This window comes from Kitasatospora sp. NPDC048407, assembly GCF_043200475.1.
GTDB lineage: Bacteria > Actinomycetota > Actinomycetes > Streptomycetales > Streptomycetaceae > Kitasatospora.
Window position 1 is genome coordinate 490,299 of sequence record NZ_JBICXW010000001.1, and the last position, 22,542, is coordinate 512,840.

The following is a 22,542-nucleotide window of genomic DNA, read 5'->3' on the forward strand; positions in this document are numbered from 1 at the left end:
CTTCCCTTCAGCTCACGGCGCCCTTCCGGTCCGTCGCCCAGTGCACCAGGGGCAGCAGCGGCAGCACCGCGGTGAACCCGGCGACCGCCCACCAACCGCCCGCGTGGTACGCGACGGTGCCGAACTCCGAGCCCAGCGCGCCACCGAGGAAGAAGGTGGCGATGAAGACGCTGTTCAGCCGGGCCCGGGCTCCCGGGTCGAGCTGGTAGACCACGTGCTGACCGAGGATCAGCGTGGTCTGCACGGCGACGTCCAGCACGATCGCGGCCAGCGCCAGCAGCACGATGCTGTGCGCCCCGAGGCCCGCGAGCACCGCGCTCCCCGACGCCACCAGCAGCGCCGCCCCCGTCAGCGGCCGGCCGAATCCGCGGTCCGCCCAGCGCCCCGCCAGCGGGGCGACCAGCGCGCCCGCCGCGCCGACCAGCGCGAAGATACCGACACCCGCCTCCGAGTACCCGAACGCCGGACCGGTCAGCTGGAACGAGACGGTCGTCCAGAAGGCGCTGAACGACCCGAAGACCGCCGCCTGGTACAGTCCGCGCTTCCACAGCGCCGGGTGGGTGCGCACCAGCCGCACCGTGGAACGCAGCACCTGGTGGTACGGCAGGTCGGTGGTGGCCGCGTGCTGCGGCAGCGCCCGGTACAGCGCGAAGCCCAGCAGCGCCGTCAGCACCGCCGAACCGAGGTACACCGTCCGCCACCCGGCGGCGCCCGCCACCAGGCTGCTCAGCGTCCGCGACAGCAGAATGCCGGTGAGCAGCCCCGCCATCACCCGCCCCACGATCCGGCCCCGCTCGTGGTCCGGGGCCAGACCGGCCGCGAACGGCACGAGTATCTGCGCCACCACCGAGGTCGCACCACTGACCAGCGAAGCGGCCAGCAGCACCGCGAAGCTGCCCGCCGTCCCCGCCACCGCCATCGCCACGGTCGTGACGCCCAGCAGCAGGGCCACCAGCCGCCGCTTCTCGATCCGGTCACCGAGCGGCACCAGGAACAGCATCCCGATCACATAACCGATCTGGGTGACCGTCACCAGCGCACCCACCGTGGTCGTCCCGACCTGGAACACCTCGGCCAGCCGCGCCAGCAGCGGCTGCGCGTAGTACAGGTTCGCGACCGTCATGCCGGTGGAGACGGCGAGCAGCGCGACGAGCCAGCCCGGCACACCTTCCTGCGCGCGGTGGGTTGTTGTGGTGGTCGATGAGGTGGCCATGGCTGCCTTCCCGGGTGGTTGCGGTTCAACGGCTGCGGCGATCGCAGCGCACAGGTGTATGAGCGCCCGGGGCCGGCCCGCGCTTCCCGTCCGATCGCGATGATCGACGACAACTGTCATCTCCATCGGCGATGACCGATTCCGCGCGGGCAGGCCCCGGCGCCCCGGACGCCGTCAGGCGGCGTCCGGCACCAACAGGACCGGCACGTGCGAGGCATGGCCGACCGCGTCCGAGACACTCGGGTTGAACCAGGACGCGACGATCCCCCGGTGGTGCGGACTGAGCACCACCAGGTCGGCCCCCACCCGCTTCACCGCATCGGAGATCACCTCCGGCACCTGCCCCCGCATCCCGTCCACCAGCTCGCCGTCGACCTCCACCCCCGCCTCCCGCAACACCCGCACCGACTCGTCCAGCACCCGCCGGGCCTCCTCGTTGTCCTCCAGCGTCACCAGACTCGTCCCCACCACCACCGTCGGCGCGAGGTGCAACACATGGACGCTCGCCCCGAAGCGCCGCGCGAGATCGGCAACCGTGGCAACGGCGCGCACCCGGGCGTCGCTGTCGTCGACGGCCAGAACAATGCGTGTGAACACGTGAACTCCCTCTGAACCACTCGTACTTGAAGCCTCCACCCTAGAAACGCACCCCGCCCCGGCTGTCCCCACCACGCACCCACGCCACTCGGTCCGTGCACACCTGGCAGACCATGTGGCGCAGGCCACAGGGCGAGCTCCGAAATTCTTTGCCGAATCCGTCCCCGCCCATGCCCAAAGGTGAAGGACCCTGAACCCGAGCACCAGCAAGGAGCCGAGCATGACCCCCGCACCCGCCACCAACGCACGCCCCGCCTCCAGCAGGTGGTGTCCGCGCTGTGAGCCAAGGCTCAGGAAGGTGCTCGCCAAGAACTACCTGCCCACGGACATCTCCGAGTGGGCGGCGCTCCGCGAAGTCCCAGGCCCCGTCGACAACCTCCTCGACCGGTTGCGGGTCTTCGGCCATGGTGCCTGCGCAGCCCCGATCAAGTTCATCGTCGAATCCGCGTCCTATCCCGGCGACAAGGACCTCAAGGATGTTGTGGAGAACCTCGCCGGAGTCGTCATCGCCATGGTGGAGCTGCTCCTCACCCTGGAGACCATCCCCGCCGCCGAGAACGTCCTCGGCGCCGTCCTCGCCGCCCGCAGCGCCGCCATCGACGGGGACACCGCCGCTGTCGACGAGTTCAGCCGGTCCTGGCTGGGCCTCTCCGACCCGGCCCGGTGGCGGGAGGCGGTGGAGATGGCCCTGCTCGGCGACTGGGTCGATACCCTCGGCCGAGGATTGACCGGCCGAGCGGAACTCGCGGACCGGCTGCACCGCCACACCCGAGCCGAACACCTCCACCTGCAACCACTGTGGGAACGCAAAACCTCCGGCCGCCGTCTCGCCCTGCTCAGCCAGCCCGTCGGCACCGACCAAGTCCTCGCGGATCTGCTCACCGACCACCGCACCCCTGAACTTGCCGCGCTGATGGCCGAGCTGAGTGACAGCCGACTCGCCTCGGTCCTGCGCAAGCTCCCCGACGACGAGGCCACCATGGCCCACCACTGGGCCGACGGCACGGACAGCTGGACCCACGCCGCCGAGACCCTCGGCCTCCCCGCCGCCTTCGGCGAACGGGTCCGCCGCAAGCTCAAGCGCCTCGGCCGCCAGCACACCGACCGCGCCGCAGCCGCGAAGGTGGCGACGGCCCGATGACCGACCTCTGGCGCGCCGTCCTGCCCCAGTTCATCGCGGGCCTCGCCGTCACCATCGCCGTGACCGCAGGCACCGCGACCTACCGCACCGTCCGCGCGAGGCTCAAGCGCCGCCACTCGCACCCCGCAGCCGAAAGAGTCCGAGTCCGCTGACCTCCCCGGCCACTCCCCCGGTTCCCGCCCACCGGGCAGTGGCCGAACCCGGGACCCATAGGTAACCTCGCACACCAACGGGCATGCGGTTCGCTTCGGTGTCACCTGCAGGGCCCCGGATTGACCAAAGGGAAGTGTCGGCGCACTTCTGGCTCGATGCGGTGGAGCGTGTTCGGGTCTCTGTTCGACGTGATCGTGTTCCGTGCGACGATCCCGGCATGGCCAACCCCGATGCTTCCTCTCCATGGCGCCGCGCAGGTACTGATCGGCCGGGTGGAGCGGCGCCGGCTCAACGCAGTTCCGCGCTCGCCGTGTTGGGTGCGTTGCTGGACCGCTCGCTGGTGCAGATCGCTGACGCTTCCTCGGATGCGCGCGGCTTCGACCGGGAGAGCATCCGCGTCGCGGCGGACGTGTGGGACAACAACACCCTTCCGCTGTTTCGGGCGGCGACGGCCGGCACCCGACGCGAGCGCGAGCGTCGTGCGCGGGCGGCCTTGAAGTGGATGGCCGGCCTCGGCGAGGAGAGGCGAGCCTGGATGCGGGAGCAGGCCTCGGCCGCCGGTCACTCGTTTCACTCGCTGGACGAACTACTGGCGCCGGCAAAGCCGCACGTACCGGGCCGGGACTGTCTGGGGCGGGTGATGGCCCCGGTGATGGTGGTGACGCCGCAGCTTGCAGAGAGCCTCGCTGCCGACTACGACCTGCCGTCGGCCGAGGTTCGCCATCTGCAGGTCGAACGGGCCGGCAGCCGTCTCATCGGTCACCTCGAACTGGCTGTTGCCCGTTCCTATCCCGCCGACGACAGCACCTCTCCAGAGCCCGCCACGCTGGACATGTGGCTGCGCGACATCACCGAGGTCCGCTTCGACTCCGATGACGCCCGGGGCGTCGTCCTTCGCGCAGAAGCAGACGACGTATCGGTCGGCATCGGAGCCCACGGCACGCTCCGTGCGACGATGGCCGACCTCCGCCCGGACGACCACTGCTGGCACCTGTCCGCCGCTGGACGCCGGGCCGACGCGACCGCCCCGCACCGCGACAGCCGGCCTGCCTTGTCCGGCCCCCCGCAGACGGGGCGCTTGGGCCCCAACGCCACCGCCGCCGCGACTCTCCTGCACCGCGCCATGCTGGAGATCCGCGTGGTCCGCCACGCCGGGCAGGCGCACCGCGTTCCGGTGCGCGATTTCCAGCGGGCCTTCGGCGGAGCGGGCGAGGCGATCCTCACCGCCGGCGCGCACCGCACGTCCCATCGCCGCGAAGCCGGCTTCCGCCGACTCGTCGAGACCTGGGCCCGGCGCGGTGGCGCCGCTCTCGCCGACTGGTTCGCCGGAGTGCTGTCAGAAACCGCCCACCAACCGGGCTTTCTCGCCGAGCTCCGCGCCCAAGCCCCATCCCACTCGACCACCGACGCACTGCAGCAGCCCACATCGGACGCCTCGAAGGCCCCCGGCCCACCGTCCGCCGAACTCCGACTGGCCACCTACACCTCGCCCCACACCCGCTACGGCACCCACCACAACGCCTCCACCCTCTTGCACCTGGCCGTACCGCCTCGCCCCGCGAGCCCCGATGACACCCCCTGGCATCTGCGCGCCGTACGCGGCGCCAACCCCGCCCGTTTCCAGCTCCGCACCGAGGCATTCCAGGGCGCCGGCCATCCCCGAGTCAGCGTTGACGACAATGCGGCCCGTCACTTGGTGCTTCGCGATGGAGCCCTCGACGTCACGAGCAGGGAAGCCCGGACCGACAATCCATCGTGAGCGTGCTGGAGAGCGCCCGATCTGCACTGAACATCGTTGACCTCCTCGGGTGTTGACTGAGCGTGGGCATTACGCGGTGGACCTGTCGCAGCGCGGGCACGCGCAGGCCGGCCAGGTCAGGGCGGAGCGTGGCGGTGCGACCGGTTCGTCGGACGAGGTGACGGAGCGGAGGGTGCGGGTGCCGTCCGGGTTGAGCTTGTAGACGCTGATGGTCAGCCGCGGTCGGGAGTTGGGGTACGTCATCGAAGGACCTCACGGAAGTGCTGCGCCCGGCGGCGGGAATCCCACCGGGTTCGGGTAACAGCATCGACACGGAGCGCTACGCTCACCAGGGTGATCAGTCCAACAACGCAGGTGTGAGACGGGGAGCCCATGCCGAACCCACGCGACCTCGACCCGTCGGCCTCGATGGCGGCCCTGTTCGGCTCCGAATTGCGCCACCTCCGCGAAGCGGCGGGCCTGAGCCAGGAGAGCCTGGGTGAAGTCCTGGGCTACACCGGCTCGTTGGTGGGGCAGATCGAGACGGCGAAGCGTTCACCGACACAGGAGTTCGCCGAGCGGCTCGACGGAGCGCTGGCCACCGGCGGACGCTTCAGCCGCCTTTGGCCGCACGTCGTCAAGGAGCCGTTCCCGGACTACTTCAGAACCTATGCCAGTCTCGAGCCGAAGGCCTCGGAGATTCTCGAGTACGGAGGCTTCTTGATTCCCGGACTCGGCCAAGTCGAGCCCTACATGCGGGCCGTGTTCCGCGCAGCGGTCCCATTGGCCTCGGAGGGGGAGATCGACTCCAGGGTACGGACACGACTTTCCCGCCAAGAGCTGATCGCGAGTCCAACACGCCCTGTGTTGTGGTGGCTGTTGGACGAAGCCGCGATCCGAAGGCCTGTCGGTGGGCACGACACGATGGCCGCCCAGTTGCGCCACATCGCTGCGCTTATCCGCTCAAGGCTAGTGGTTGTACAGGTACTTGAGCAGGACTGTGGAGCACATGCCGCTCTCGAGGGTGCCATGACCCTATTGTCGTTCGGCGACGGCAGCCCCGACGTGGCATACATCGAAGGACCGCACGCCAGTGTGCTGGTCGAAAGCAGGGAGACCGTCAGGAAGATCCGTCTCACCTACGACCTGGCCCGAGCTGACGCACTGTCACCAGAGGCTTCACTGGCTCTCATCGACACGGAAGCAGAGGAACACGCAAGTGAACAGCACCGAGGCGCTTGAGTGGCGCAAGTCGAGCTACAGCGGCGGAAATGGCGGAAACTGCGTCGAGGTTTCGGCACCGGACGCCGCAACGACCGCCGTCCGCGACTCGAAGGACACCACCGGCCCCCAGCTCCGCTTCTCGAACGACGCCTGGGCCTCGTTCGCCGCCGCCGCTGCGGCCGGCTCGTTCGGTGAGGTCTGATTCCGGCGTTGGCCGAGCAGAGTTGAAGGCCCCCGCCGCATGGCGGGGGCCTTCGCCGTGGCACAGGAACCCACTACGGCCACCGAGCGTCATCACTGACCCGTCGTCAGTTCTGATCGTGGGAATCGATCCGCACGCCGTCCCCGGGCTCGACGGGGATGCCGTCAGTGCCGCTCTGAAGCGGGAGTTGGTGCGGTTCGGGGAGCGTGGGATCGATGCGGCCACGGTGCTGGTCACGTGGGACGGGGCGGCGGAGGCCGCGATCGTCGGGGCGCTCGTGACGCGGCCCTGGGACGTGGTGGTGGTCGGGGGTGGGATTCGGAAGGCGGAGGCGTTGCTGTCGCTGTTCGAGCAGGTGGTGAATCTGGTGCGGCGGCATGCGCCGGGTGCGGCGATCGCGTTCAACACCGGTGTGAGCGACAGCGTGGAGGCCGCCGAGCGTTGGCTGTGAGCGGCGTCAGGCCAGGTCGGCGAGGAGGTGGGCGAGTTCGGTGGGCTTGGTGAACATGGGCCAGTGGCCGGAGTCGAAGTCGAGGATCTCGACGTGCTTGGCGGCGGCGAGTTCGGGGGCCTGGCCTGCGGCGATCCAGGCGCGGACCTGGTCGGGGGTGTATTCGGGGCTGACCATGGTGATGGGGACGTCGTAGCGGCGGGGGTCGGTCAGGTGGACGAGGGCGCGGGCGACGCCTTCGGGGACGGGGATGGCGTTGGCGGCGATCTGCTGCCGCAGGCTCGCGTCGATGTCGGCGGCGTCGGGGCCTTCGAAGGGTGCCCAGCCGGGGAACGGCATGACGCCGTCGCGGATTTCGAAGAGGTCGGCGTAGAGCTGGCCGTCCGCCTGCGGGAACCCGCCGACCATGACGAGTGAGGCGATCCGCTCGGGCCGAGCGTCGGCGGCCAGCCAGCCGAGGGTGCAGTTGGCGGAGTGGGCGACCACCATGACCGGTCCGGAGGCGGCGTCCACCGCGGCGAGGACGGCGGCGAGTTGCTCGTCCAGAGTGGTGGAAACCGTGGCCGGAAGGGTCAACGGCCGGGGCTGGTGGCCGAGTTCGCGGAGGGCGGGGGTGACGGCATGCCAGGCGGTGCCGTCCAGCCAGAGGCCGCCGATGAGCAGGATGTCCATGGTGAGCTCCCGAAGTCGAGGGGGTGTGATCCAAAGGCTAGGTGCGGTTCAGGACGATCCACTTCCTGATTGTCGGCGCGGTCGGCCTAGGCTGGCGGACATGTCGACAGGAACGAGCCCCACCGCCCGCGCGCTGCGCACCCTGGAGATCCTGCGGGCCCGGCCGGGGACCACGGCGGAGGAGTTGGCGGAGAAGCTCGGGGTGACGGACCGGGCGGCGCGGCGCTATGTGGCGATCCTGCGGGAGGCGGGGATCCCGGTGGAGTCGGAGCGTGGGCCGTACGGCGGGTACCGCTTGCGGCGGGGGACGCGGCTGGCGCCGGTGGCGTTCACCCAGGCGGAGGCGTTGGGGCTGGTGATGGCGGTGCTGGACGGGCGTCCGGCGGCCGGTGAGCCGGGCGATCCGGTGGGGGCGGCGCTGGACAAGGTGGTGCGGGTGCTGCCGGAGGAGGTCGGGCGGCAGGCGGCGGCGTTGCGTGAGCATGCGGCGGCGGCGCCGGATCCGTGGGCGGTGTACCCGGATCCGGGGGTGGTGAACACGCTGGTGGAGGCGGTGGCGGCGCGGCGGCGCGCGGTGATCACGTACCGGAGCGGGGCGGGCAACGAGTGGTGGGCGGAGGTGGATCCGTGGGCGGTGGTGGCGCGCCGGACCCGCTGGTACCTGCTGTGCCATTCGCACCGGGCGGGCGCGACGCGCACCTACCGGATCGACCGGGTGCTGGCGGCCGAGGAGACCACGACGGGGTTCCGGATGCCGGACGACCTCGACCCGGTGGCGCTGCTGGAGGAGCATCTCGGCTCGGGCTGGGCCTTCCCGACGCACGTGGTGTTCGACGCCCCGCTCGACCGGGTCGCGCCGTGGATCAACGCGCCGATGGGCCGGCTGGAGGCGGCGGGCGAGCGCTGCGTGCTGCGCGGCAGCACCCGCAACGCGGCGATGTACGCCCAGGAGTGGCTGGCCGCCGTCCCGTTCGACTTCCGGGTGCTCGGCGGCCCGGAGCTGCGGGCCGCGGTGGCGGCGGCGGCGAACCGGCTCGCCGCCGCCGTGGCGGAACCCGAGGACCTCAGTCGGTCAGTGCCAGCTTGACGCCGAAGCCGAGGACGGCGATGCCGGTGACCCGGTCGAGCATCCGGCGGGCGGCGGGGCGGCGCAGCCAGTTGCGCAGGGTGTGGGCGAAGCCGATCAGGACGGCGGACCACAGGGTGCCCTCGATCACGTGCACGGAGGTGAGCAGGACACCGGCGGGCAGGTGCGCGACCCCGGCGGGGATGAACGGGGGCAGCACGGCGACGTAGAACACGCCGACCTTCGGATTGAGCAGGTTGGTGAGCGTGCCGCGCCGCCAACCCGCCCACCAGCCACCGGGGTTGTCGCCCTCCTCGGATTCCGGAAGGGCCTCCTGGTGGCGGTTGCGGAACATCTGCACGCCCATCCAGAGCAGGTAGCAGACGCCGGCCCAGCGCAGCGTCTCGTACGCGGCGCGGGAGGCGGTGAGCAGCACGCTGAGGCCGGCGGCGGAGGCGGTGCCCCAGATCATCGTGCCGGTCTGGATGCCGAGGACGACGCCCCAGGCCTGCCGGCGCCGGCCGAGGGCGGCGGTGCGCAGGATGAGGGCGGTGTCGAGGCCGGGGGTGAGGGTGAGCAGGCCCACGACCAGGGCGAAGGAGGCGAGGGGCGCGGCCATCAGGGACAGATCCATGGACTGTCAGCCTACGGGCCGGCCGAATCGGGCCAGGCAGTGCCAGACCTTCTTGAGCTCCTGCGGGTCGTGCTGCCCGCTGCGGACGGCGGCGCCGATGACGGCGGGGTCGAGCACGCCATCGTGGGCGATCTTCGCGCCGAGGGCGGTGATGTGCGGGCCCCGGTAGTCGGCGTACTGCTCCAACTCGTGCGCGAGCAGCCGGTGGCCGGGGTGCCATTCGAGGCGGCAGGGCAGCGCGCGGGCGGCGGTCTCGACGGCGGTGCCCCGGTAGCAGGGGTCCAGGACGAGCGCGTCGAGGTGGTCCAGTATCCGTACGGTGCCGTGCAGTTGGGCTTCGACGTAGGCGTCCAGCAGGTCCTGTTCGTCGGCCTCCGCCAGGGCGATCAGGGCCATCGCGTCGGCGGTGCCGAAGTGTTCGGGTTCGAAGACGCTGTCGGGGTAGCAGAAGGTGGCCCGGTTCAGGGTGTCGGGTGCGAGGCGGAAGTGCGCGGAGCCGAAGCGGGGTGCGCCGCCGTAGGGGCTGCGGAGGTGGTTGAGCGCGCCGTAGACGGGGCGGCGCTCGGCGGGGGCGTCGTCGTAGGCGCCGCCGAAGATCCGGCTCTCCCACGTCCAGCGGTCGCCGCCGGGGTGGGCGGTGAGGCCGCCGTTGCTGGTGCCGGTGGAGAACTGGGAGCGGTACACGCCGTCCCGGGCGAGCGACTCGAGGATCGGCACTCCGTCGAACTCGCGGTCGGGGTGGAAGTTGAGCGTGACGTCGATCCCGGCGGGCAGCGGGTCGCCGCTGCTGAGGGCGGCGACGTGCCGCAGGGCTCGGGTTTCGGGTGTGTCCATGCACGGCAGTCTCGCGCCATGACGCGGGCGCGGCCAAGCCGGTTTTCCCCGCGCAGGCGGGCGCGGCGCGGCCGGTTCCCCCACCGGCCGCGCGGCGCCCGCCAACTGCCGTGTCCTCACCCGGCGTTGATCCGGGCCGCCTTCCTGAGCAGTCCGGGGCTGAGCCGGCCGAGCAGCCGGGCGGCCTTGGCCTCGATCGTGACGGGGACGACGGCCTTGCGGGTGCGGACGGCGCGGACGATCTCGGCGGCGACCTTCTCCGGCGGGAAGCCGCGGCGGGCATACATCTTGGACACCCGGGCCTGCTTGGCGGCCTGTTCGTCCTCGCCGAGGCCGGAGAAGGTGGTGGTGCGGGTGATGTTGGTGTTGACGATGCCGGGGCAGATGGTGGAGACGCCGATCCGGTGCGGGGCGAGTTCGGCCCGCAGGCAGTCGGAGAGCATGTACACCGCCGACTTCGAAGTCGCGTACGCGGCAAGCACCTTGGACGGCAGGTAGGCGGCGGCGGAGGCCAGGTTGACGAGGTGTCCGCCCTGGCCCTGGTCGACCATCAGCTGTCCGAAGGCGCGGCAGCCGTGGATGACGCCCCACAGGTTGACGTCGAGGACGCGCCGCCACTCCTCCTCGGTGGTCTCCAGGAACGTCCCGGAGTGGCCGATGCCCGCGTTGTTGACCACCACGTCGGGCACCCCGAAGTCGGCGGCGACCTGCTTGGCGAACGCGTCCACGGCCGCGCCGTCGCTCACGTCCACCTGGTACGCGCCGGACTTGACGCCGGACAGCGCGCACAGTTCGGCGGTGCGCTGCGCGGCGGGCAGGTCGCGGTCGCAGACCACCACCCGGGCGCCCTGGTCGGCGAAGGCCAGCGCGGTGGCCCGGCCGATTCCGCTGCCGCCGCCGGTGACGACCACCAACTCGCCTCCCTCGGACGGCTCCTGGCGCACTGCGCCGTGGTCGCGGGCGGCGAACTCGCGGACCAGCGCGGCGACCTGTGGGCCCTTCTCCAGCAGCGCCGACCAGTGGGTGGCGTTCAGGGTGCGGCGGGTCAGTCGGGGCACCCACTGTTCCAGACCCTCGGAGAGGAACTCCGAGACGTAGCGGTCGCGTTGCAGGGTGATCAGCTGGACGGGCACCTCGGTGTGGCGCTCGCGCGGCCGGGCGACCGAGGGGCGCATGTTGGCCCGGTACAGCTCGATGCCGTGCACGGCGTCCTTGGCGAGGGTCCGCTGCGGGTGGCCGGGCCGGGGGCGGACGGCCTCCAAGTCCTTCAGCACCCGGGGCCACAGCCGGGCCAGGCCGAGCTTCCACGCGGCGGGCGCGACCACCGGCAGGTGGAACAGGCCGATGTACCAGGAGTGCAGGCCCTGGCGCAGCAGTTGGGAGACGTGCCGGGGTGTCGGGCGGCGCAGCCGGTGCCGGATCCAGTGGCCCATGTGGTCCAGGCACGGGCCCGACATGGTGGTGTAGCTGGCGATCCGCCGGTACGAGCCGGGGGCGGTGACCGCCTCCCAGGACTGCACGCTGCCCCAGTCGTGCGCCACCACGTGCACCGGCCGGTCGGGGCTGACGGCGTCGGCGACGGCGAACAGGTCCTGTCCGAGCAGCTCCAGCCGGTACTCCTCCCGCCCGGCCGGCACGCCGGACGCGCCGGCGCCGCGGGTGTCGTACCGCACCACGTGGTGGTCGGCGGCCAGGTCGGCGGCCACGTCGTCCCAGACGCTGTGGTCGTCCGGGTAGCCGTGCACCATCAGCACGGTGGGGTGCGCCGGGTCGCCCTGCTCGTACACGGCGAGCTTCAGCCCGCCGGAGTCGACGGTGCGGCGACGGATCTCGGTGCTGCGGCCGGTCATACGGTGCCCTCCTGGAGTGCCCAGCGCCGCACGTGCGGCAGGTCGTCGTCGAGCCAGTACGCGTCCTCGTCGGTGACCACGAGGAGTTCCTCGAACTTGATGCCCACCTCGCGGAATCCGATGTGCGGTTCCACCGCCCACAGTCCGGGCGTCGGGGCGTGCCGGGACGCCTTGCCGCCGGCCCACAGCGGGGAACGGCCCTCCAGGCGTTCCTTCACCAGTTCCCGTCCGAGGGTCTGGAGCGTGCGCACGCCGAAGCCGAACAGGTTCACCCCTGCCGGGCCGCGGGCGGTCATCCTGGTCACCTGGTGGCCGATCACCCGGCCCGGGTACACCTGGTGCCGGTTGTCGTAGCCGTGCTCGGCGATCTGCGCGTCCACCGCCGCGTACACCTGGTCGAGCGTCTTTCGCGCCTTCACCTCGCGCAGGATCAACTCCCGGTACACCCGCAGGTCCTGCGCGAGCCGGTCCCACACCGGGTTCTCGCCGACCTTGCCGCCGTACCCGATGTCGGCGGTGTAGCCGTCCACCACCGGCGCGCAGTCCAGCACGTACGGCATGCCCTCCTTCAACACCCTTGAGCCGGCGAAGAATTGGAGCGGGGTGTGGAAGTGCCGGAACGCGGTCCGGTCGCCGAACCAGGCGAACGGCACGTGGAAGAAGTCCTGCACCCCGGCCTGCACCAGGCTGCGCCGCAGCTTCGCGGTCGCCTGGCGCTCGGTGACGCCGGGCTCCATCCACGCCGCGACCTGCTCCGCGCAGTGGTACGCCAGCTGCTGCACTTCCCGGAACTTCGCCAAGTCCCGCTCGTCGAACGGGAATCGGGGCATCTGTCCGCGCTGCTTCAACGCTCACACCTCCAGCACGAGGGTCTCGCCCTCGGCGGCTCGGGACACGCACGGCAGCATCAGGCCCTCGGCCCGCTGCTCCTCGGTCAGCCTGCGGTCGCGGTGCTCGGGCGTCCCGGACGCCACCTTCAGCACGCACGTCCCGCAGAAACCCTGCTTGCAGGAGTACGCCAGGTCCGGCTTCAACTCCCTTGCCACGTCCAGCGCGGAACGGTCCGCCGGGACGGTCACCGGCTCCCCGCCCTCCCCCAGCCGGATCGCGAACGGCCGCCCGTCCACGATCGGCGCGGCGCCGAACCGTTCGAAGTGCAGCGACGCCGCGGGCGAGGCGTCCAGCGCCCGCTGCACCGCACTCAGCATCGGCGCCGGGCCGCACACGTACACCGCGGCGCCCCGCGGCGCGTGCGACAGCAACTCGGCCGCGCCCGGCACTCCGTGCACGTCGTCGGTCCTCAGCTCCACCCGGCGCGGGTCGAGCGCCTTCAGCTCGGCGGTGAACGGCAGCGCGTCGGCCGTGCGGCCGGTGTGGATCAACTTCCAGTCGATACCCGCATGTTGGGCCGCCCGTGCCATCGGCAGCAGCGGCGTGATCCCGATCCCGCCGGCCAGGAACAGCACCTGCGGCTCCCCACAGAACGCGAACCCGTTCCGGGGCCGCCGCACCCGCAACCGCATCCCCACATGCACCTCGTCGTGCACCTCCACCGACCCGCCACCACCATCGGCGATCCGCCGCACCGCGACCCGGTACCCGTGCCGATCTGCCGGATCCCCGCACAGGGAGTAGTGCCGCTCCCGCCCCGAGGGCAACGTCACCAGCACCCGCGCACCCGGCTGCCACTCCGGCAGCATCCCGCCCGAGGGGTCGGCCAGCCGCAACTCGACCACGTCCTCGGCGATGACCTGGTGCGACGTCACCACCAGGTACAACGGCGGCACCCCCCGCGACTCCCCCCGCCGGGGGCTCCGCCGCAACCCCGGCCGCCCGAGCACCGGACTGTACCAATCACCGAACGCGGTCAGCCGGGCAAACATCCGGTCGGCCCGGGGACGGCCGTACAGGTCGGGGGGCGGGGTTTCGAGATCCATGGGGGTACGACTCCGGGTGCTCTCGGGGGTGGAAAGAGAGGGGCAGGGAGAGAAGGGTTGCGAAAGCAGGTGGGCGCGAAGACAGGGGCGCGGGGAACGGCGCGAAGGGGAACGAACGCGTCCGGAAGATCCGTGCTCCGACAGCCAGTTGCACGTGAACGGCCCCCATGGGCGTGCACCCTTTCGCGTGGGCCGCAACCAGGAATCGAGTGCTCCAGGACCCCGGATCTTTCCGAAGTCCCCTCCCCCTTCGCGCAGTTCCCCGCGCCCCTGGTTGTGCTCCCTCTGGTCTCGCAACGCTTATCGCGTCGCGGCAGCCCTTGCCGCAGGCGACTTCGCCAGATACGCGAGCGCCTGCGAAGAACTGCCCTCGTTCGTCGGGTGGTAGCCGGGGCTGAAGTACCGCAGCGCGGACCGCACGAACCGGCCCGGTTCGGGGAGCAGTCCCCGCCTCGCGGCTTTCTGGGCCTCCCGCCAGGTCGGCACCACCCTCCCGTCCAGCGACGGGTCGGCGGCGAGCATGAAGCGCGCGCCCCGGATCCACAGGTGCACCAGCAGCGGGCCGGAGACGGCCATGCCGCGGATGCGGCGCAGGTAGCCGGGATCGAGGTGGCGCATCAAGTCGTAGGCGACGCTGCGGTGTTCGACCTCCTCCGCGCCGTGCCAGCGCAGCAGGTCGACCATGGTGGGGTCGGCCTTGGCTCGGTCGAGGCCGGGCGAGTTGAGGGCCCAGTTGCCGAGGAACGCGGTGAAGTGTTCGATCGCGGCGATGAAGGCGACCCGTTCGATGATGTTCTCGCGGCGCTGGCGCGCGTTCAGTCCGGGCTTGTCGCCGAGGACGCGGCGGAACAGCCAGCTGATCTGGCGGACGTACGGCCGCGGGTCGAGACCCTGCCCGAGCAGGTGGTCGAGGACTTCCTGGTGGGCCTCGGCGTGTATCGCCTCCTGGCCGATGAACCCGAGGACCTCCTCCCGCAGTTGGTCGTCGCGGATCAGCGGCAGCGCTTCCTTGAACACCTTGACGAACCACCGTTCGCCCTCGGGGAGCAGCAGGTGCAGGACGTTGATGGTGTGGGTGGCCATCGGCTCGTCGGGGATCCAGTGCAGGGGGAGCTGCGACCAGTCGAAGTGGACGTCGCGGGGTTCGAGGACGAGGTTGTCGTGCACGGACGCGGGCTGCCCGGGCCGAAGGCTGCGGGAGGGGGTGGGGCGCGGCATGGGGGTGCCTCCTGTACCTGCGACTGGGGGGCTGACGGAGCGGCGGGCCGGCCTCCGGGGAGTCCCGGTGGACCCGTGGGCACAGGGGCAAACTACTCGCGGGTAGCGGGCCCGACAAGAGGTTCGGCAGTTCTTATCAACATTGAGTCTAATAAGCGCTCGATAGGGTGACCCGAAGCCACCCCGGGAGACGCCTTGACCGACCGCACCGAACCCGGCCCGCTGGTCCGGGCCCTGATCGCCCATCCGGTCCTCGCGGCCACCACCTACCCGGCGCCGGACCCGGCCACCCCTGCCGATCCGGCCGCCCTGTTCACCGCCTGGCTGCTGGACGCCCTCGCGGCGGGCGTCCCGGACGCGCAGGTGATGACGCTCTCCACGGTCGACGCCGAGGGCCGCCCGGACGCCCGGGTGCTCGTCCTGCGCGACATCGACCCGGCCGCCGGCGCCTGGCACTTCTGGACCGAGCCCGACTCCCCGAAGGCCCGCCAACTCGCCGCCCACCCGGACGCCGCCCTCACCGTCTACTGGCCCCACCCCGGCCGCCAGGTCCGCCTCCGCGGCCCGGTCCACCCCGCCCCGGCCTGCACCACCCCCTCCCCCACCCTCCGCTGCTACGCCCTGCACGCCGTCACCGCCGAGTTCTGGCAGGCAAGCCCGGACCGCGATCACCTCCGCCTGCGCTTCTCCCGCACCGCCACCGGCTGGACCTCCACCAACTGGACCCCCACCGACATCCCGGGCTGACCCACCACCGCCCGGCCGACCGGGATGCACCGCCACACCGCGCCGAGGGCGCGCGGCCTGTTCACATGTCCTGGCCGTGGTGGTGCACAAGGACAGCGAGGAGTCGGGCCAACTGCTCGCGTTCCTGAGGCGTCAGTGGCGCGAGCACCTCGTTCTCCGCTTCGGTCAGCAGTTTGTCCAGCGTCAGCAGTTGGCGGCGGCCCTGCCGGGTGAGGGTAATGACGTTCTGGCGGCGGTCGGCGGGGTTGGGCGAGCGTTCCACCAGTCCGCGATCGGCCAGCTCGTTGATGACCGCGACCATGTCACTGCGGTAGATCCTGGTGCGGGAGACCAGTTCTGCCTGGCTTGCGGGTCCGAACTCGTCCAGTGTGGCGAGTACCGCGAAATACCACTTGCGGGCGCCCTCCCGCACCAGCTTCTCGTTCACCAGACGATCCGACTGGATCGCGGCCAGCGACAGGAGCCGGGTCCGCAGATTCCACAGCCGCGCGGCAGTGGCCTGCCGGTCGGCCGAACGAGCCGTGTCGGGCGGGTAGTTGCCCATGCCCATATCCCTTGCGCTAGTCACACTAACAAAATACTCTGCCCGGCAAGGGAACGTTAGTGTGACGAACCAATAGGAGGACGTCATGCCGGTGGCGGACGTACTGGACTCGACGATGTTCTACGAGGAGGCGGGCAGCGGCACCCCCTTCGTCTTTCTGCACGGCAACCCCAGCTCGTCCCACCTGTGGCGCAAGGTGCTGCCCGAAATCGACCTGCCCGCCCGCCTGCTCGCCCCGGACTTGATCGGCATGGGCCGCTCCGGCAAGCCCAACGTGCCGTACCGGTTCGCCGACCACGCCCGCTACCTGGACGACTGGTTCGACCAGCTGGGCCTGGACGGGGTGGTGCTCGTCGGCCACGACTGGGGCGGCGCACTCGCCTTCGACTGGGCAACTCGCCACCCCGATCGGATCCGCGGCATGGCCTTCTTCGAAACCATTGTTCGGCCGATGTCCTGGAACGAGCTGGGCTACGGACCGCGCTCGCGCGCCCAGGCCATGCGCGGACCCCAGGGCGAGACGCTGGTGCTGGACCAAAACGTCTTCCTGGAGTCGGCCTTCACCGGAGGCGTGCTGAACCCGGTCAGCGAGGCGGACATGCAGCCCTACCGGGCGCCGTACCCCACTCGGGAAAGCCGCCGCCCGGTGCTGGAGTGGGCACGCTCGCTACCGCTGGACGGGCAGCCGACCGATGTCGCCGAACGGGTCGAGCAGTATGTCGAGTGGCTGGCCGACAGCGACGAGGTCCCCAAGTTGCTGCTCACCTTCGACTCCTCGCCCACCCTGCTGATCGGCAAAGAGATGGCCGACTGGTGCGCGGAGAACATTGCCGCGCTGGAAACCCGGCACTGCGGACCGGCCGGCCACCACGCCCCCGAGGACCAACCCCAGGCCATCGCCGACGCGATTGGCGCGTGGGCTCGGCGGCACACTCTGACCGACGATCGGCCACGCTGATCACCCAAGCGGTTGCTGAGCCGGCCACCGGGCCCCTTGATCGCGACGACACTGCAGTGGTGCTGCCCGCCATCTCGGCGAGAAGAACCTCATGAGGCGCGGATCCACGTCTCGCGAATCCTGCGAGCGGACCGAGCGGACCGAGCACACCAGCCACCCACCTGACGTCCGACGCCCGCGTCACTCCATCAACAGCCGCCGCAGCCACCCGCGCCGGGCCGCCACCGCCGCGTGGCTGACGGCGGCGTGCGGGGCGAGGGTGTCGAAGCCGTGGCAGGCGCCTGGCCATACGTGCAGTTCGGCGCTGCCGCCGTCGCGCCACAGGCCGTTCGCGTAGGCGACCACCTCGTCGCGGAAGGTCTCCGCCGAGCCGACCTCCAGGTACGCGGGCGGCAGGCCCGCCAGTGAGGTGGCGCGGGCGGGCGCCGCGTACGGCGGGACGTCGGGCGTGCCGAACCGCGCGCCAAGGGCGGCCTGCCAGGCGGTGGCGTTGGAGGTGGCGTCCCAGGTGTCGTGGCCGGCCAACTGCCGGGCGGACGCGGTGTCGCCGCGGTCGTCGAGCATCGGGCTGAGCAGCAGTTGGCCGAGCGTCACCGGCCCGCCCTCGTCCCGCAGCAGCAGGGCGAGCGCGGCGGCGAGGCCGCCCCCGGCGCTCTTTCCGGCCAACACCACCCGCGAGGGGTCGACTCCCAGCGAACCAGCGTTGGCCACCGTCCACCGCAGCGCCTCCCGGCAGGCGTGCAGCGGCTGCGGGTAGGGCGCGTCCGGCGCGAGCGGGTATTCGACGGACACCACCGCGAGCCCCAACGGCTGCGCCAACTCCCGTAGCACGCGCGGCAGTACGGCGTACGCGTTGCCGCCGATCAGCCCGCCCCCGTGCAGGTAGTGCAGCACCGGCAGCCGCCCACGGGCCTCCGCCGGCCGCGCCCACACCACCCCGTCCCCGACGCCCACCGAGAACCGCCCCCCGTCCGTCAACTCCCGCAGCCCGGGCCGCGGTCGGGCCGTCGCGTCGGCCCGCTGCCACTCCCGCAGCCGGTCCGGCGTCAGCGGCGCGGGCACCCCGCCCCGGGCCGCGACGGCCGCCGCCACCTCACGATCCACGTACGCCTCGCGCACCCGTTCCCCACCCTCTCCACCGTTGCGCCACGGAATGTGACGGCCCGCCAGGTAAGCGTGCACCCTGGACCACAGCAGCACAGAACGATCTGGAGGAGGACGCGGATGGCCGGCGAACAGAGGGCGCTCAGGCTGGTGGTGACGGGCGGCGGGACCGGCGGGCACACCTACCCGGCGCTGACGGCGGTGCGGGCGTTGCAGCAGCGGCTGGCGGCGGAGCGTCGCGGCGTGGACGTGCTCTGGGTGGGCACCGCGAAGGGCCTGGAGGCGCGGATCGCGCCGGCGGAGGGGATTCCGTTCGAGCCGGTCGCCACGGGCAAGGTGCGGCGGTCGAGCAATCCGCTGAAGCTGCTGTCCCCGGCGAACGTGCGGGACATGCTCCGGGTGCCGTGGGGCGCGGTCCAGGCCCGGTCGCTGATCCGGAAGTTCCAGCCGGACGTGGTGCTGGCGACGGGCGGGTACGTGGCGGTGCCGGTCGGCCTGGCGGCCCGTTCCTGCCGGGCCCCGCTGGTGGTGCACGAGCAGACGGTGCGGCTGGGGCTGGCGAACAAGGTGCTGGCCCGGGCGGCGACCCGGGTCGCGGTCTCCTCGGAGTCGACGCTTCCCCTGCTGCCGGAATCCGCCCGTAGCACCGCCGTGGTGACGGGCAACCCGGTCCGCCCGGCGGTGCTGACCGGCCACCCGGACAAGGCGGTGGCGGCGCTCGGCCTGTACGGCTTCGACCGTTCGCTGCCGACGGTGTACGTGACGGGCGGCGCGCAGGGCTCGGCACAGATCAACGACCTGGTGTCCGGCGTCCTGCCGTGGCTGCTGGAGCGCGCGAACGTGGTCCACCAGTGCGGCCCGGCGAACGAGGCCGACCTGAACGCCCGGGCGGCGCGGCTGCCGGCCCACCTGATGGGCCGCTACTACCTGACGGGCTTCATGGGCGCCGAACTGCCGGACGTGCTGGCGCTGGCGGACGTGGTGGTCAGCCGCAGCGGCGCGGGCACCCTCGCGGAGCTGACGGCGCTGGGCAAGGCGGCCGTCTTCGTCCCGCTGGCCTCGGCCGCGGGCAACGAACAGGCCCACAACGCCGCCCACTTGGAGCAGGCGGGCGCGGCCGTCGCCCTGCTCGGAACGGTCACGCCGGACGACCTCCGCTCGGCACTCGGCCCGCTGCTGGAGGACGACGCACGGCGGGCCGCGATGGCGGCGCGGGCGCGCGAGCACGGCCGCCCGGACGCGGCGGAGCGGCTGGTGGACGTCCTGCTGTCGGTCGCCCGCCCCGCATAGTCACGCCCGGAAGGTGCGGCGGTAGGTGTCCGGCGGCACCCCGATCGTGCGGTGGAAGTGGCGGCGCAGTGTGGTCGAGGTGCCCAGGCCCGAGGCCGCGGCGATGGTGTCGACACTGTCGTCCGTGGTCTCCAGCAGTTCCTGCGCACGCCGGATCCGCTGCGTCAGCAGCCACTGCAGCGGGGTGGTTCCGGTCACCGAGCGGAAGTGCCGGGCCAGGTGGCGCGAGCTCAGGTTCACCCGGCGGGCCAGGTCCTCGACGGTGAGCGGCTCGTCCAGCCGCCGCATCACCCACGGGAGCAGCTCGGCCAGCGGATGGTCGTCCTGCACGGGCACCGGCGTGGTGACGAACTGGGCCTGGCCGCCTGCCCGGTGGGGCGGCACGACCAGGCGCCGGGCGACCGCGTTGGCGATCGCCGAGCCGTGGTCGCGGCGGACCAGGTGCAGGCACAGGTCCATCGCCGCGGCCTTGCCGGCGGACGTGAGCACCTGGCCGTTGTCGACGTAGAGCACGTCCGGGTCGACCTCCACCCGGGGGTGGCGCCTGGCCAGTTCCTCGGTGTGCGCCCAGTGCGTGGTCGCGCGCAGCCCGTCCAGCAGCCCGGCGGCGGCGAGCGCGAACACGCCGGTGCACAGCGACACCACCCGCGCCCCCGCCGTGTGGGCCGCGCGCACCGCCTCGACCAGGTCGGCCGGCGGCTCCCGGTCGACGTCCGCCAGCGCGGGAACGATCACCGTCCCGGCGTCCGCCAGCCGTTCGAGCCCGCAGTCCGGCTCCAGCAGGAACCGGCCGACCCGGACGGCCCGCGTGCCGCACACCCTGACCTCGTACCAGGGCCCCGGCACCGCGTCCGGGCGCGAGCCGAACACCTCCTGGGCCAGGGCGAGTTCGAAGTGCAGCATGCCGTCGGTGGCGGCGATCGCGACGGAGCGCGCGGCGGCAGGGGTCATGTCGGAAATTGTACGGGTCGTGTCGTTCCGGACACTGGGCGCCGGATCCCCGAACGGACAGGATCTTCCTGGCAGTTCACTTCGAGCACGCGGGAGCAGACGGATGGTGTCGAGCCGGAACGTGGTGGCGGTGTACGGGGCCTACGGGCACACCGGACGGTTCGTGGTCGCGGAGTTGCACGAGCGCGGGTACCTCCCGCTGCTCGTCGGCCGCGACCGGGACAAGCTGGCGGAGCCGGCCGGGCCGGGCTTCGAGGCACGGCAGGCCTCGGTCGACGACCCGGCCGCGCTCGACCGTGCCCTGCGCGGCGCCGCCGCCGTGATCAACTGCGCCGGACCGTTCGCCACGACCGCCGCCCCGCTGATCGAGGCGGCACTGCGGGCCGGGATCCCGTACGTCGACGTGGCCGCCGAGATCGAGGCCAATCTCGACACCTTCGCCCAGTTCGCGGAACGCGCCCGCGCAGCCGGCACCGTGGTAGTCCCGGCGATGGCCTTCTACGGCGGCCTCGGCGACCTGCTGGTGACGGCCGCGATGGGCGACTGGACGGCGGCGGACGAGGCCCACATCGCCTACGGCCTGAGCAGCTGGCACCCCACCGCCGGCACGCTCGCCGCCGGCGCGGTCTCCGGGCAGCGCCGGGGCGGCCGCCGACTCCGCTTCACCGGTGGGCAGTTGGAGCACCACGACGATGCCCTGCCGACCCTCGACTGGCCCTTCCCGGCCCCGCTCGGCCCGCGGCGCGTCCTCGGCGAGTTCACCATGGCCGACGTCGTCACCGTCCCCAGCCACCTGGCCGTCCCGGAGGTGCGCACCTACATGACCACCAACGCGGCCGCCGACCTGTCCGCCCCCGACGCCCCGGCGCCGACCGCCGTCGACGAACGCGGCCGCTCCGCCCAGACCTTCGTCGTCGACGTCCTGGTCCGCTCCGGCGACACCGAACGCCGCGCGTCCGCCGCCGGCCAGGACATCTACGCCGTCACCGCACCACTCGCAGTGGAGGCCGTCGACCGCATCCTCACCGGCCGCACCCGGACCACCGGCGTCGCCTCCGCGGGCGCGGTCTTCGACGCCCCGGACTTCCTGCGCGCCCTGTCCGCGCACCTCGCGCCGAAGTTCGGCTGACCGGGCTCACCCGGCCTGTTCCACGTCCCAGGGGATTTCGACCGGACGGCGGTGCCTCTCCGGCCGGAACCTTCAGACCGCTTCCTCGAAATTCTTCACGGGAATGCCCGGCAGGCCCGAAACCGGCGCATCGACCGCATCGATGACGTAGTCCCCGCCCTCCTCGTCGGGTGCGTACAGGCGCGCACGCGCCGTTTTTCCCAGCGGGTCGGCGACCCAGTACGCACTCGGATCGATGCACGGGTCGGGGAACAGGACGGGCAGCTGAAGGCGCGCGGCGAGGAGGATCGCGAACTCGGGCTCGGTGGGCCGGCCCTGAACGCTGTCGACCACCGAGATGTCGAGCATCAGGCAGGTGTCGCCGCTCGTCGGGCGGAACTCGCAGATCACCCCCGGTGATCGTTCGACGAAAGTGCAGGGGAAACCTGGCGCACCCCCGGCATTGACGGCCCGTCAGGGCAGATGGATGGCCGCGCCCGCCTCGATCAGCAGGGCGCAGTAGACGAACTCGACGGCGGAGCGGCCCATCGGGTCGGGGACGTCGCGGTCGTGGTCGAGGTAGAGGCGCATCTCGGTGGTGCTGTCGGGGCCGACCAGGGCGTAGAGCCGGTCCAGCACCGCGTGGTCCATGGCGAGGACCAGGTCGGCCCATTCGATCATTTCCGCCGTGACGCGGGTGGGGTGGTGGACGGTCAGGTCGTAGCCGAGGACGCCCGCCACGGCGACCATCTCGGGGTGCGCCTCCTGCCACCTGCCGATCAGTCCGGCGGAGCGCACCTCCAGCGCCCCGCCACCGAGGTCCGTGAGCACCCGGGCGGCGAACGGGCTCCGGCAGTAGTTGCCGAGGCAGACGACGAGGATGCGCCTGGGCGGGCTGCTGGCTGGCATC

Annotated in this window: 26 protein-coding genes; 11 read left to right on the plus strand and 15 right to left on the minus strand. The window is 71.9% G+C overall.

The genetic code is table 11. The features are described from left to right. Positions 1 to 7: 7 nt before the first annotated feature. Positions 8 to 1,213 carry an MFS transporter gene (locus ACGFWJ_RS02280; protein ID WP_392944342.1) on the minus strand — a complete coding sequence of 402 codons (1,206 nt, stop codon included), beginning with the start codon at positions 1,211 to 1,213 and terminating at the stop codon, positions 8 to 10. Positions 1,214 to 1,387: 174 nt separating this feature from the next. Beyond that, positions 1,388 to 1,810, minus strand: a complete 423-nt coding sequence (locus ACGFWJ_RS02285; protein ID WP_392944344.1) for a universal stress protein — start codon at positions 1,808 to 1,810, stop codon at positions 1,388 to 1,390. A gap of 220 nt (positions 1,811 to 2,030) precedes the next feature. On the opposite strand from ACGFWJ_RS02285, the gene ACGFWJ_RS02290 reads away from it, so the two are divergent. The 3 genes from ACGFWJ_RS02290 to ACGFWJ_RS02300 all read left to right on the plus strand — a co-directional run bounded on the left by ACGFWJ_RS02290 (position 2,031) and on the right by ACGFWJ_RS02300 (position 4,863). Next, positions 2,031 to 2,951 carry a hypothetical protein gene (locus ACGFWJ_RS02290; protein WP_392944346.1) on the plus strand — a complete coding sequence of 307 codons (921 nt, stop codon included), beginning with the start codon at positions 2,031 to 2,033 and terminating at the stop codon, positions 2,949 to 2,951. Continuing rightward, positions 2,948 to 3,103 (plus strand): hypothetical protein, encoded by a 156-nt coding sequence (locus ACGFWJ_RS02295; protein WP_392944348.1) that lies wholly within the window; start codon positions 2,948 to 2,950, stop codon positions 3,101 to 3,103. The genes ACGFWJ_RS02290 and ACGFWJ_RS02295 overlap by 4 nt, the downstream gene beginning before the upstream one ends. 218 nt (positions 3,104 to 3,321) lie before the next feature. Beyond that, a complete protein-coding gene (locus tag ACGFWJ_RS02300) occupies positions 3,322 to 4,863 on the plus strand; it encodes a hypothetical protein (protein WP_392944350.1) in 1,542 nt (513 codons plus the stop codon). Between the two features lie 69 nt (positions 4,864 to 4,932). Here the strand turns inward: ACGFWJ_RS02300 and ACGFWJ_RS02305 are convergent, their stop codons facing one another. Continuing rightward, complete coding sequence (locus ACGFWJ_RS02305; protein WP_392944352.1) at positions 4,933 to 5,106, minus strand: hypothetical protein; 174 nt, start codon at positions 5,104 to 5,106, stop codon at positions 4,933 to 4,935. Between the two features lie 129 nt (positions 5,107 to 5,235). Between ACGFWJ_RS02305 and ACGFWJ_RS02310 the strand changes: the two genes are divergently transcribed. The 3 genes from ACGFWJ_RS02310 (at position 5,236) to ACGFWJ_RS02320 (ending at position 6,719) form a co-directional block, all read left to right on the plus strand. Then, positions 5,236 to 6,084, plus strand: a complete 849-nt coding sequence (locus ACGFWJ_RS02310) for a Scr1 family TA system antitoxin-like transcriptional regulator (protein WP_392944354.1) — start codon at positions 5,236 to 5,238, stop codon at positions 6,082 to 6,084. Continuing rightward, on the plus strand, positions 6,062 to 6,268 hold the full coding sequence (locus ACGFWJ_RS02315) for a DUF397 domain-containing protein (protein ID WP_387634547.1): 207 nt from the start codon (positions 6,062 to 6,064) through the stop codon (positions 6,266 to 6,268). The genes ACGFWJ_RS02310 and ACGFWJ_RS02315 overlap by 23 nt, the downstream gene beginning before the upstream one ends. Positions 6,269 to 6,386: 118 nt before the next feature. After that, positions 6,387 to 6,719 carry a hypothetical protein gene (locus ACGFWJ_RS02320; protein WP_392944356.1) on the plus strand — a complete coding sequence of 111 codons (333 nt, stop codon included), beginning with the start codon at positions 6,387 to 6,389 and terminating at the stop codon, positions 6,717 to 6,719. Positions 6,720 to 6,725: 6 nt separating this feature from the next. Here ACGFWJ_RS02320 and ACGFWJ_RS02325 read toward each other — a convergent pair whose 3' ends face one another. Continuing rightward, positions 6,726 to 7,391 carry an alpha/beta fold hydrolase gene (locus tag ACGFWJ_RS02325; RefSeq protein ID WP_392944358.1) on the minus strand — a complete coding sequence of 222 codons (666 nt, stop codon included), beginning with the start codon at positions 7,389 to 7,391 and terminating at the stop codon, positions 6,726 to 6,728. A 100-nt stretch (positions 7,392 to 7,491) separates the two neighbouring features. Between ACGFWJ_RS02325 and ACGFWJ_RS02330 the strand changes: the two genes are divergently transcribed. Further along, positions 7,492 to 8,478 carry a helix-turn-helix transcriptional regulator gene (locus ACGFWJ_RS02330; protein WP_392944360.1) on the plus strand — a complete coding sequence of 329 codons (987 nt, stop codon included), beginning with the start codon at positions 7,492 to 7,494 and terminating at the stop codon, positions 8,476 to 8,478. Here the strand turns inward: ACGFWJ_RS02330 and ACGFWJ_RS02335 are convergent. From ACGFWJ_RS02335 to ACGFWJ_RS02360, 6 genes are all read right to left on the minus strand, one after another. Continuing rightward, positions 8,456 to 9,091 carry a LysE family translocator gene (locus tag ACGFWJ_RS02335; RefSeq protein WP_392944362.1) on the minus strand — a complete coding sequence of 212 codons (636 nt, stop codon included), beginning with the start codon at positions 9,089 to 9,091 and terminating at the stop codon, positions 8,456 to 8,458. The two genes, ACGFWJ_RS02330 and ACGFWJ_RS02335, sit on opposite strands and share 23 nt — an antisense overlap. Positions 9,092 to 9,097: 6 nt before the next feature. Then, a complete protein-coding gene (locus ACGFWJ_RS02340; protein ID WP_387634557.1) occupies positions 9,098 to 9,925 on the minus strand; it encodes a DUF3626 domain-containing protein in 828 nt (275 codons plus the stop codon). Between the two features lie 116 nt (positions 9,926 to 10,041). Continuing rightward, positions 10,042 to 11,775: an SDR family oxidoreductase gene (locus ACGFWJ_RS02345; RefSeq protein WP_392944364.1), complete on the minus strand. Its 1,734-nt coding sequence runs from the start codon at positions 11,773 to 11,775 to the stop codon at positions 10,042 to 10,044. After that, complete coding sequence (locus ACGFWJ_RS02350; protein WP_392944366.1) at positions 11,772 to 12,605, minus strand: M24 family metallopeptidase; 834 nt, start codon at positions 12,603 to 12,605, stop codon at positions 11,772 to 11,774. The genes ACGFWJ_RS02345 and ACGFWJ_RS02350 overlap by 4 nt, the downstream gene beginning before the upstream one ends. A 21-nt stretch (positions 12,606 to 12,626) precedes the next feature. Next, positions 12,627 to 13,562 (minus strand): PDR/VanB family oxidoreductase, encoded by a 936-nt coding sequence (locus ACGFWJ_RS02355; protein ID WP_392944368.1) that lies wholly within the window; start codon positions 13,560 to 13,562, stop codon positions 12,627 to 12,629. A 450-nt stretch (positions 13,563 to 14,012) separates the two neighbouring features. Next, positions 14,013 to 14,930 carry a metal-dependent hydrolase gene (locus tag ACGFWJ_RS02360; RefSeq protein WP_392944370.1) on the minus strand — a complete coding sequence of 306 codons (918 nt, stop codon included), beginning with the start codon at positions 14,928 to 14,930 and terminating at the stop codon, positions 14,013 to 14,015. 195 nt (positions 14,931 to 15,125) lie between these two features. Here ACGFWJ_RS02360 and ACGFWJ_RS02365 point away from each other — a divergent pair, with 195 nt between their 5' ends. After that, on the plus strand, positions 15,126 to 15,677 hold the full coding sequence (locus ACGFWJ_RS02365; protein ID WP_392944372.1) for a pyridoxamine 5'-phosphate oxidase family protein: 552 nt from the start codon (positions 15,126 to 15,128) through the stop codon (positions 15,675 to 15,677). Between the two features lie 61 nt (positions 15,678 to 15,738). Here ACGFWJ_RS02365 and ACGFWJ_RS02370 read toward each other — a convergent pair whose 3' ends face one another. Continuing rightward, positions 15,739 to 16,221, minus strand: a complete 483-nt coding sequence (locus ACGFWJ_RS02370; RefSeq protein ID WP_392944374.1) for a MarR family winged helix-turn-helix transcriptional regulator — start codon at positions 16,219 to 16,221, stop codon at positions 15,739 to 15,741. 85 nt (positions 16,222 to 16,306) lie between these two features. Here ACGFWJ_RS02370 and ACGFWJ_RS02375 point away from each other — a divergent pair, with 85 nt between their 5' ends. Further along, a complete protein-coding gene (locus ACGFWJ_RS02375) occupies positions 16,307 to 17,179 on the plus strand; it encodes a haloalkane dehalogenase (RefSeq protein ID WP_392944376.1) in 873 nt (290 codons plus the stop codon). Positions 17,180 to 17,359: 180 nt separating this feature from the next. On the opposite strand, the gene ACGFWJ_RS02380 is transcribed toward ACGFWJ_RS02375, so the two are convergent. Further along, positions 17,360 to 18,298, minus strand: a complete 939-nt coding sequence (locus ACGFWJ_RS02380) for an alpha/beta hydrolase fold domain-containing protein (protein ID WP_392944378.1) — start codon at positions 18,296 to 18,298, stop codon at positions 17,360 to 17,362. Between the two features lie 105 nt (positions 18,299 to 18,403). Here ACGFWJ_RS02380 and murG point away from each other — a divergent pair, with 105 nt between their 5' ends. After that, positions 18,404 to 19,573, plus strand: coding sequence for an undecaprenyldiphospho-muramoylpentapeptide beta-N-acetylglucosaminyltransferase (murG, locus tag ACGFWJ_RS02385; protein WP_392944380.1), 1,170 nt, complete (start codon positions 18,404 to 18,406; stop codon positions 19,571 to 19,573). On the opposite strand, the gene ACGFWJ_RS02390 is transcribed toward murG, so the two are convergent. Then, positions 19,574 to 20,524, minus strand: coding sequence for a GlxA family transcriptional regulator (locus ACGFWJ_RS02390; protein WP_392944382.1), 951 nt, complete (start codon positions 20,522 to 20,524; stop codon positions 19,574 to 19,576). Between the two features lie 103 nt (positions 20,525 to 20,627). Between ACGFWJ_RS02390 and ACGFWJ_RS02395 the strand changes: the two genes are divergently transcribed. After that, the gene (locus ACGFWJ_RS02395) at positions 20,628 to 21,653 is read left to right on the plus strand and encodes a saccharopine dehydrogenase family protein (RefSeq protein ID WP_392944384.1); all 1,026 of its coding nucleotides are present in this window, start codon (positions 20,628 to 20,630) and stop codon (positions 21,651 to 21,653) included. A 72-nt stretch (positions 21,654 to 21,725) separates the two neighbouring features. Here ACGFWJ_RS02395 and ACGFWJ_RS02400 read toward each other — a convergent pair whose 3' ends face one another. Together ACGFWJ_RS02400 and ACGFWJ_RS02405 are read right to left on the minus strand one after the other, a co-directional pair. Beyond that, the gene (locus ACGFWJ_RS02400) at positions 21,726 to 22,043 is read right to left on the minus strand and encodes a hypothetical protein (protein WP_392944386.1); all 318 of its coding nucleotides are present in this window, start codon (positions 22,041 to 22,043) and stop codon (positions 21,726 to 21,728) included. 63 nt (positions 22,044 to 22,106) lie between these two features. Then, entirely contained in the window at positions 22,107 to 22,541 is a 435-nt protein-coding gene (locus ACGFWJ_RS02405) for a low molecular weight phosphotyrosine protein phosphatase (RefSeq protein ID WP_392944388.1), read from the minus strand. Position 22,542 lies beyond the last annotated feature (1 nt).

What these genes read in the sequence shown, in the direction of transcription:
- ACGFWJ_RS02395 (WP_392944384.1), top strand. Translation starts at nt 20,628, where the DNA reads ATGGTGTCGAGCCGGAACGTGGTGGCGGTGTACGGGGCCTACGGGCAC.
- ACGFWJ_RS02280 (WP_392944342.1), bottom strand. Translation starts at nt 1,213, where the DNA reads ATGGCCACCTCATCGACCACCACAACAACCCACCGCGCGCAGGAAGGT.
- ACGFWJ_RS02370 (WP_392944374.1), bottom strand. Translation starts at nt 16,221, where the DNA reads ATGGGCAACTACCCGCCCGACACGGCTCGTTCGGCCGACCGGCAGGCC.
- ACGFWJ_RS02310 (WP_392944354.1), top strand. Translation starts at nt 5,236, where the DNA reads ATGCCGAACCCACGCGACCTCGACCCGTCGGCCTCGATGGCGGCCCTG.
- ACGFWJ_RS02390 (WP_392944382.1), bottom strand. Translation starts at nt 20,524, where the DNA reads ATGACCCCTGCCGCCGCGCGCTCCGTCGCGATCGCCGCCACCGACGGC.
- ACGFWJ_RS02295 (WP_392944348.1), top strand. Translation starts at nt 2,948, where the DNA reads ATGACCGACCTCTGGCGCGCCGTCCTGCCCCAGTTCATCGCGGGCCTC.
- ACGFWJ_RS02335 (WP_392944362.1), bottom strand. Translation starts at nt 9,091, where the DNA reads ATGGATCTGTCCCTGATGGCCGCGCCCCTCGCCTCCTTCGCCCTGGTC.
- ACGFWJ_RS02405 (WP_392944388.1), bottom strand. Translation starts at nt 22,541, where the DNA reads ATGCCAGCCAGCAGCCCGCCCAGGCGCATCCTCGTCGTCTGCCTCGGC.
- ACGFWJ_RS02375 (WP_392944376.1), top strand. Translation starts at nt 16,307, where the DNA reads ATGCCGGTGGCGGACGTACTGGACTCGACGATGTTCTACGAGGAGGCG.
- ACGFWJ_RS02290 (WP_392944346.1), top strand. Translation starts at nt 2,031, where the DNA reads ATGACCCCCGCACCCGCCACCAACGCACGCCCCGCCTCCAGCAGGTGG.
- ACGFWJ_RS02300 (WP_392944350.1), top strand. Translation starts at nt 3,322, where the DNA reads ATGGCCAACCCCGATGCTTCCTCTCCATGGCGCCGCGCAGGTACTGAT.
- ACGFWJ_RS02330 (WP_392944360.1), top strand. Translation starts at nt 7,492, where the DNA reads ATGTCGACAGGAACGAGCCCCACCGCCCGCGCGCTGCGCACCCTGGAG.
- ACGFWJ_RS02305 (WP_392944352.1), bottom strand. Translation starts at nt 5,106, where the DNA reads ATGACGTACCCCAACTCCCGACCGCGGCTGACCATCAGCGTCTACAAG.
- ACGFWJ_RS02345 (WP_392944364.1), bottom strand. Translation starts at nt 11,775, where the DNA reads ATGACCGGCCGCAGCACCGAGATCCGTCGCCGCACCGTCGACTCCGGC.
- ACGFWJ_RS02360 (WP_392944370.1), bottom strand. Translation starts at nt 14,930, where the DNA reads ATGCCGCGCCCCACCCCCTCCCGCAGCCTTCGGCCCGGGCAGCCCGCG.
- ACGFWJ_RS02340 (WP_387634557.1), bottom strand. Translation starts at nt 9,925, where the DNA reads ATGGACACACCCGAAACCCGAGCCCTGCGGCACGTCGCCGCCCTCAGC.
- ACGFWJ_RS02350 (WP_392944366.1), bottom strand. Translation starts at nt 12,605, where the DNA reads ATGCCCCGATTCCCGTTCGACGAGCGGGACTTGGCGAAGTTCCGGGAA.
- murG (WP_392944380.1), top strand. Translation starts at nt 18,404, where the DNA reads ATGGCCGGCGAACAGAGGGCGCTCAGGCTGGTGGTGACGGGCGGCGGG.
- ACGFWJ_RS02325 (WP_392944358.1), bottom strand. Translation starts at nt 7,391, where the DNA reads ATGGACATCCTGCTCATCGGCGGCCTCTGGCTGGACGGCACCGCCTGG.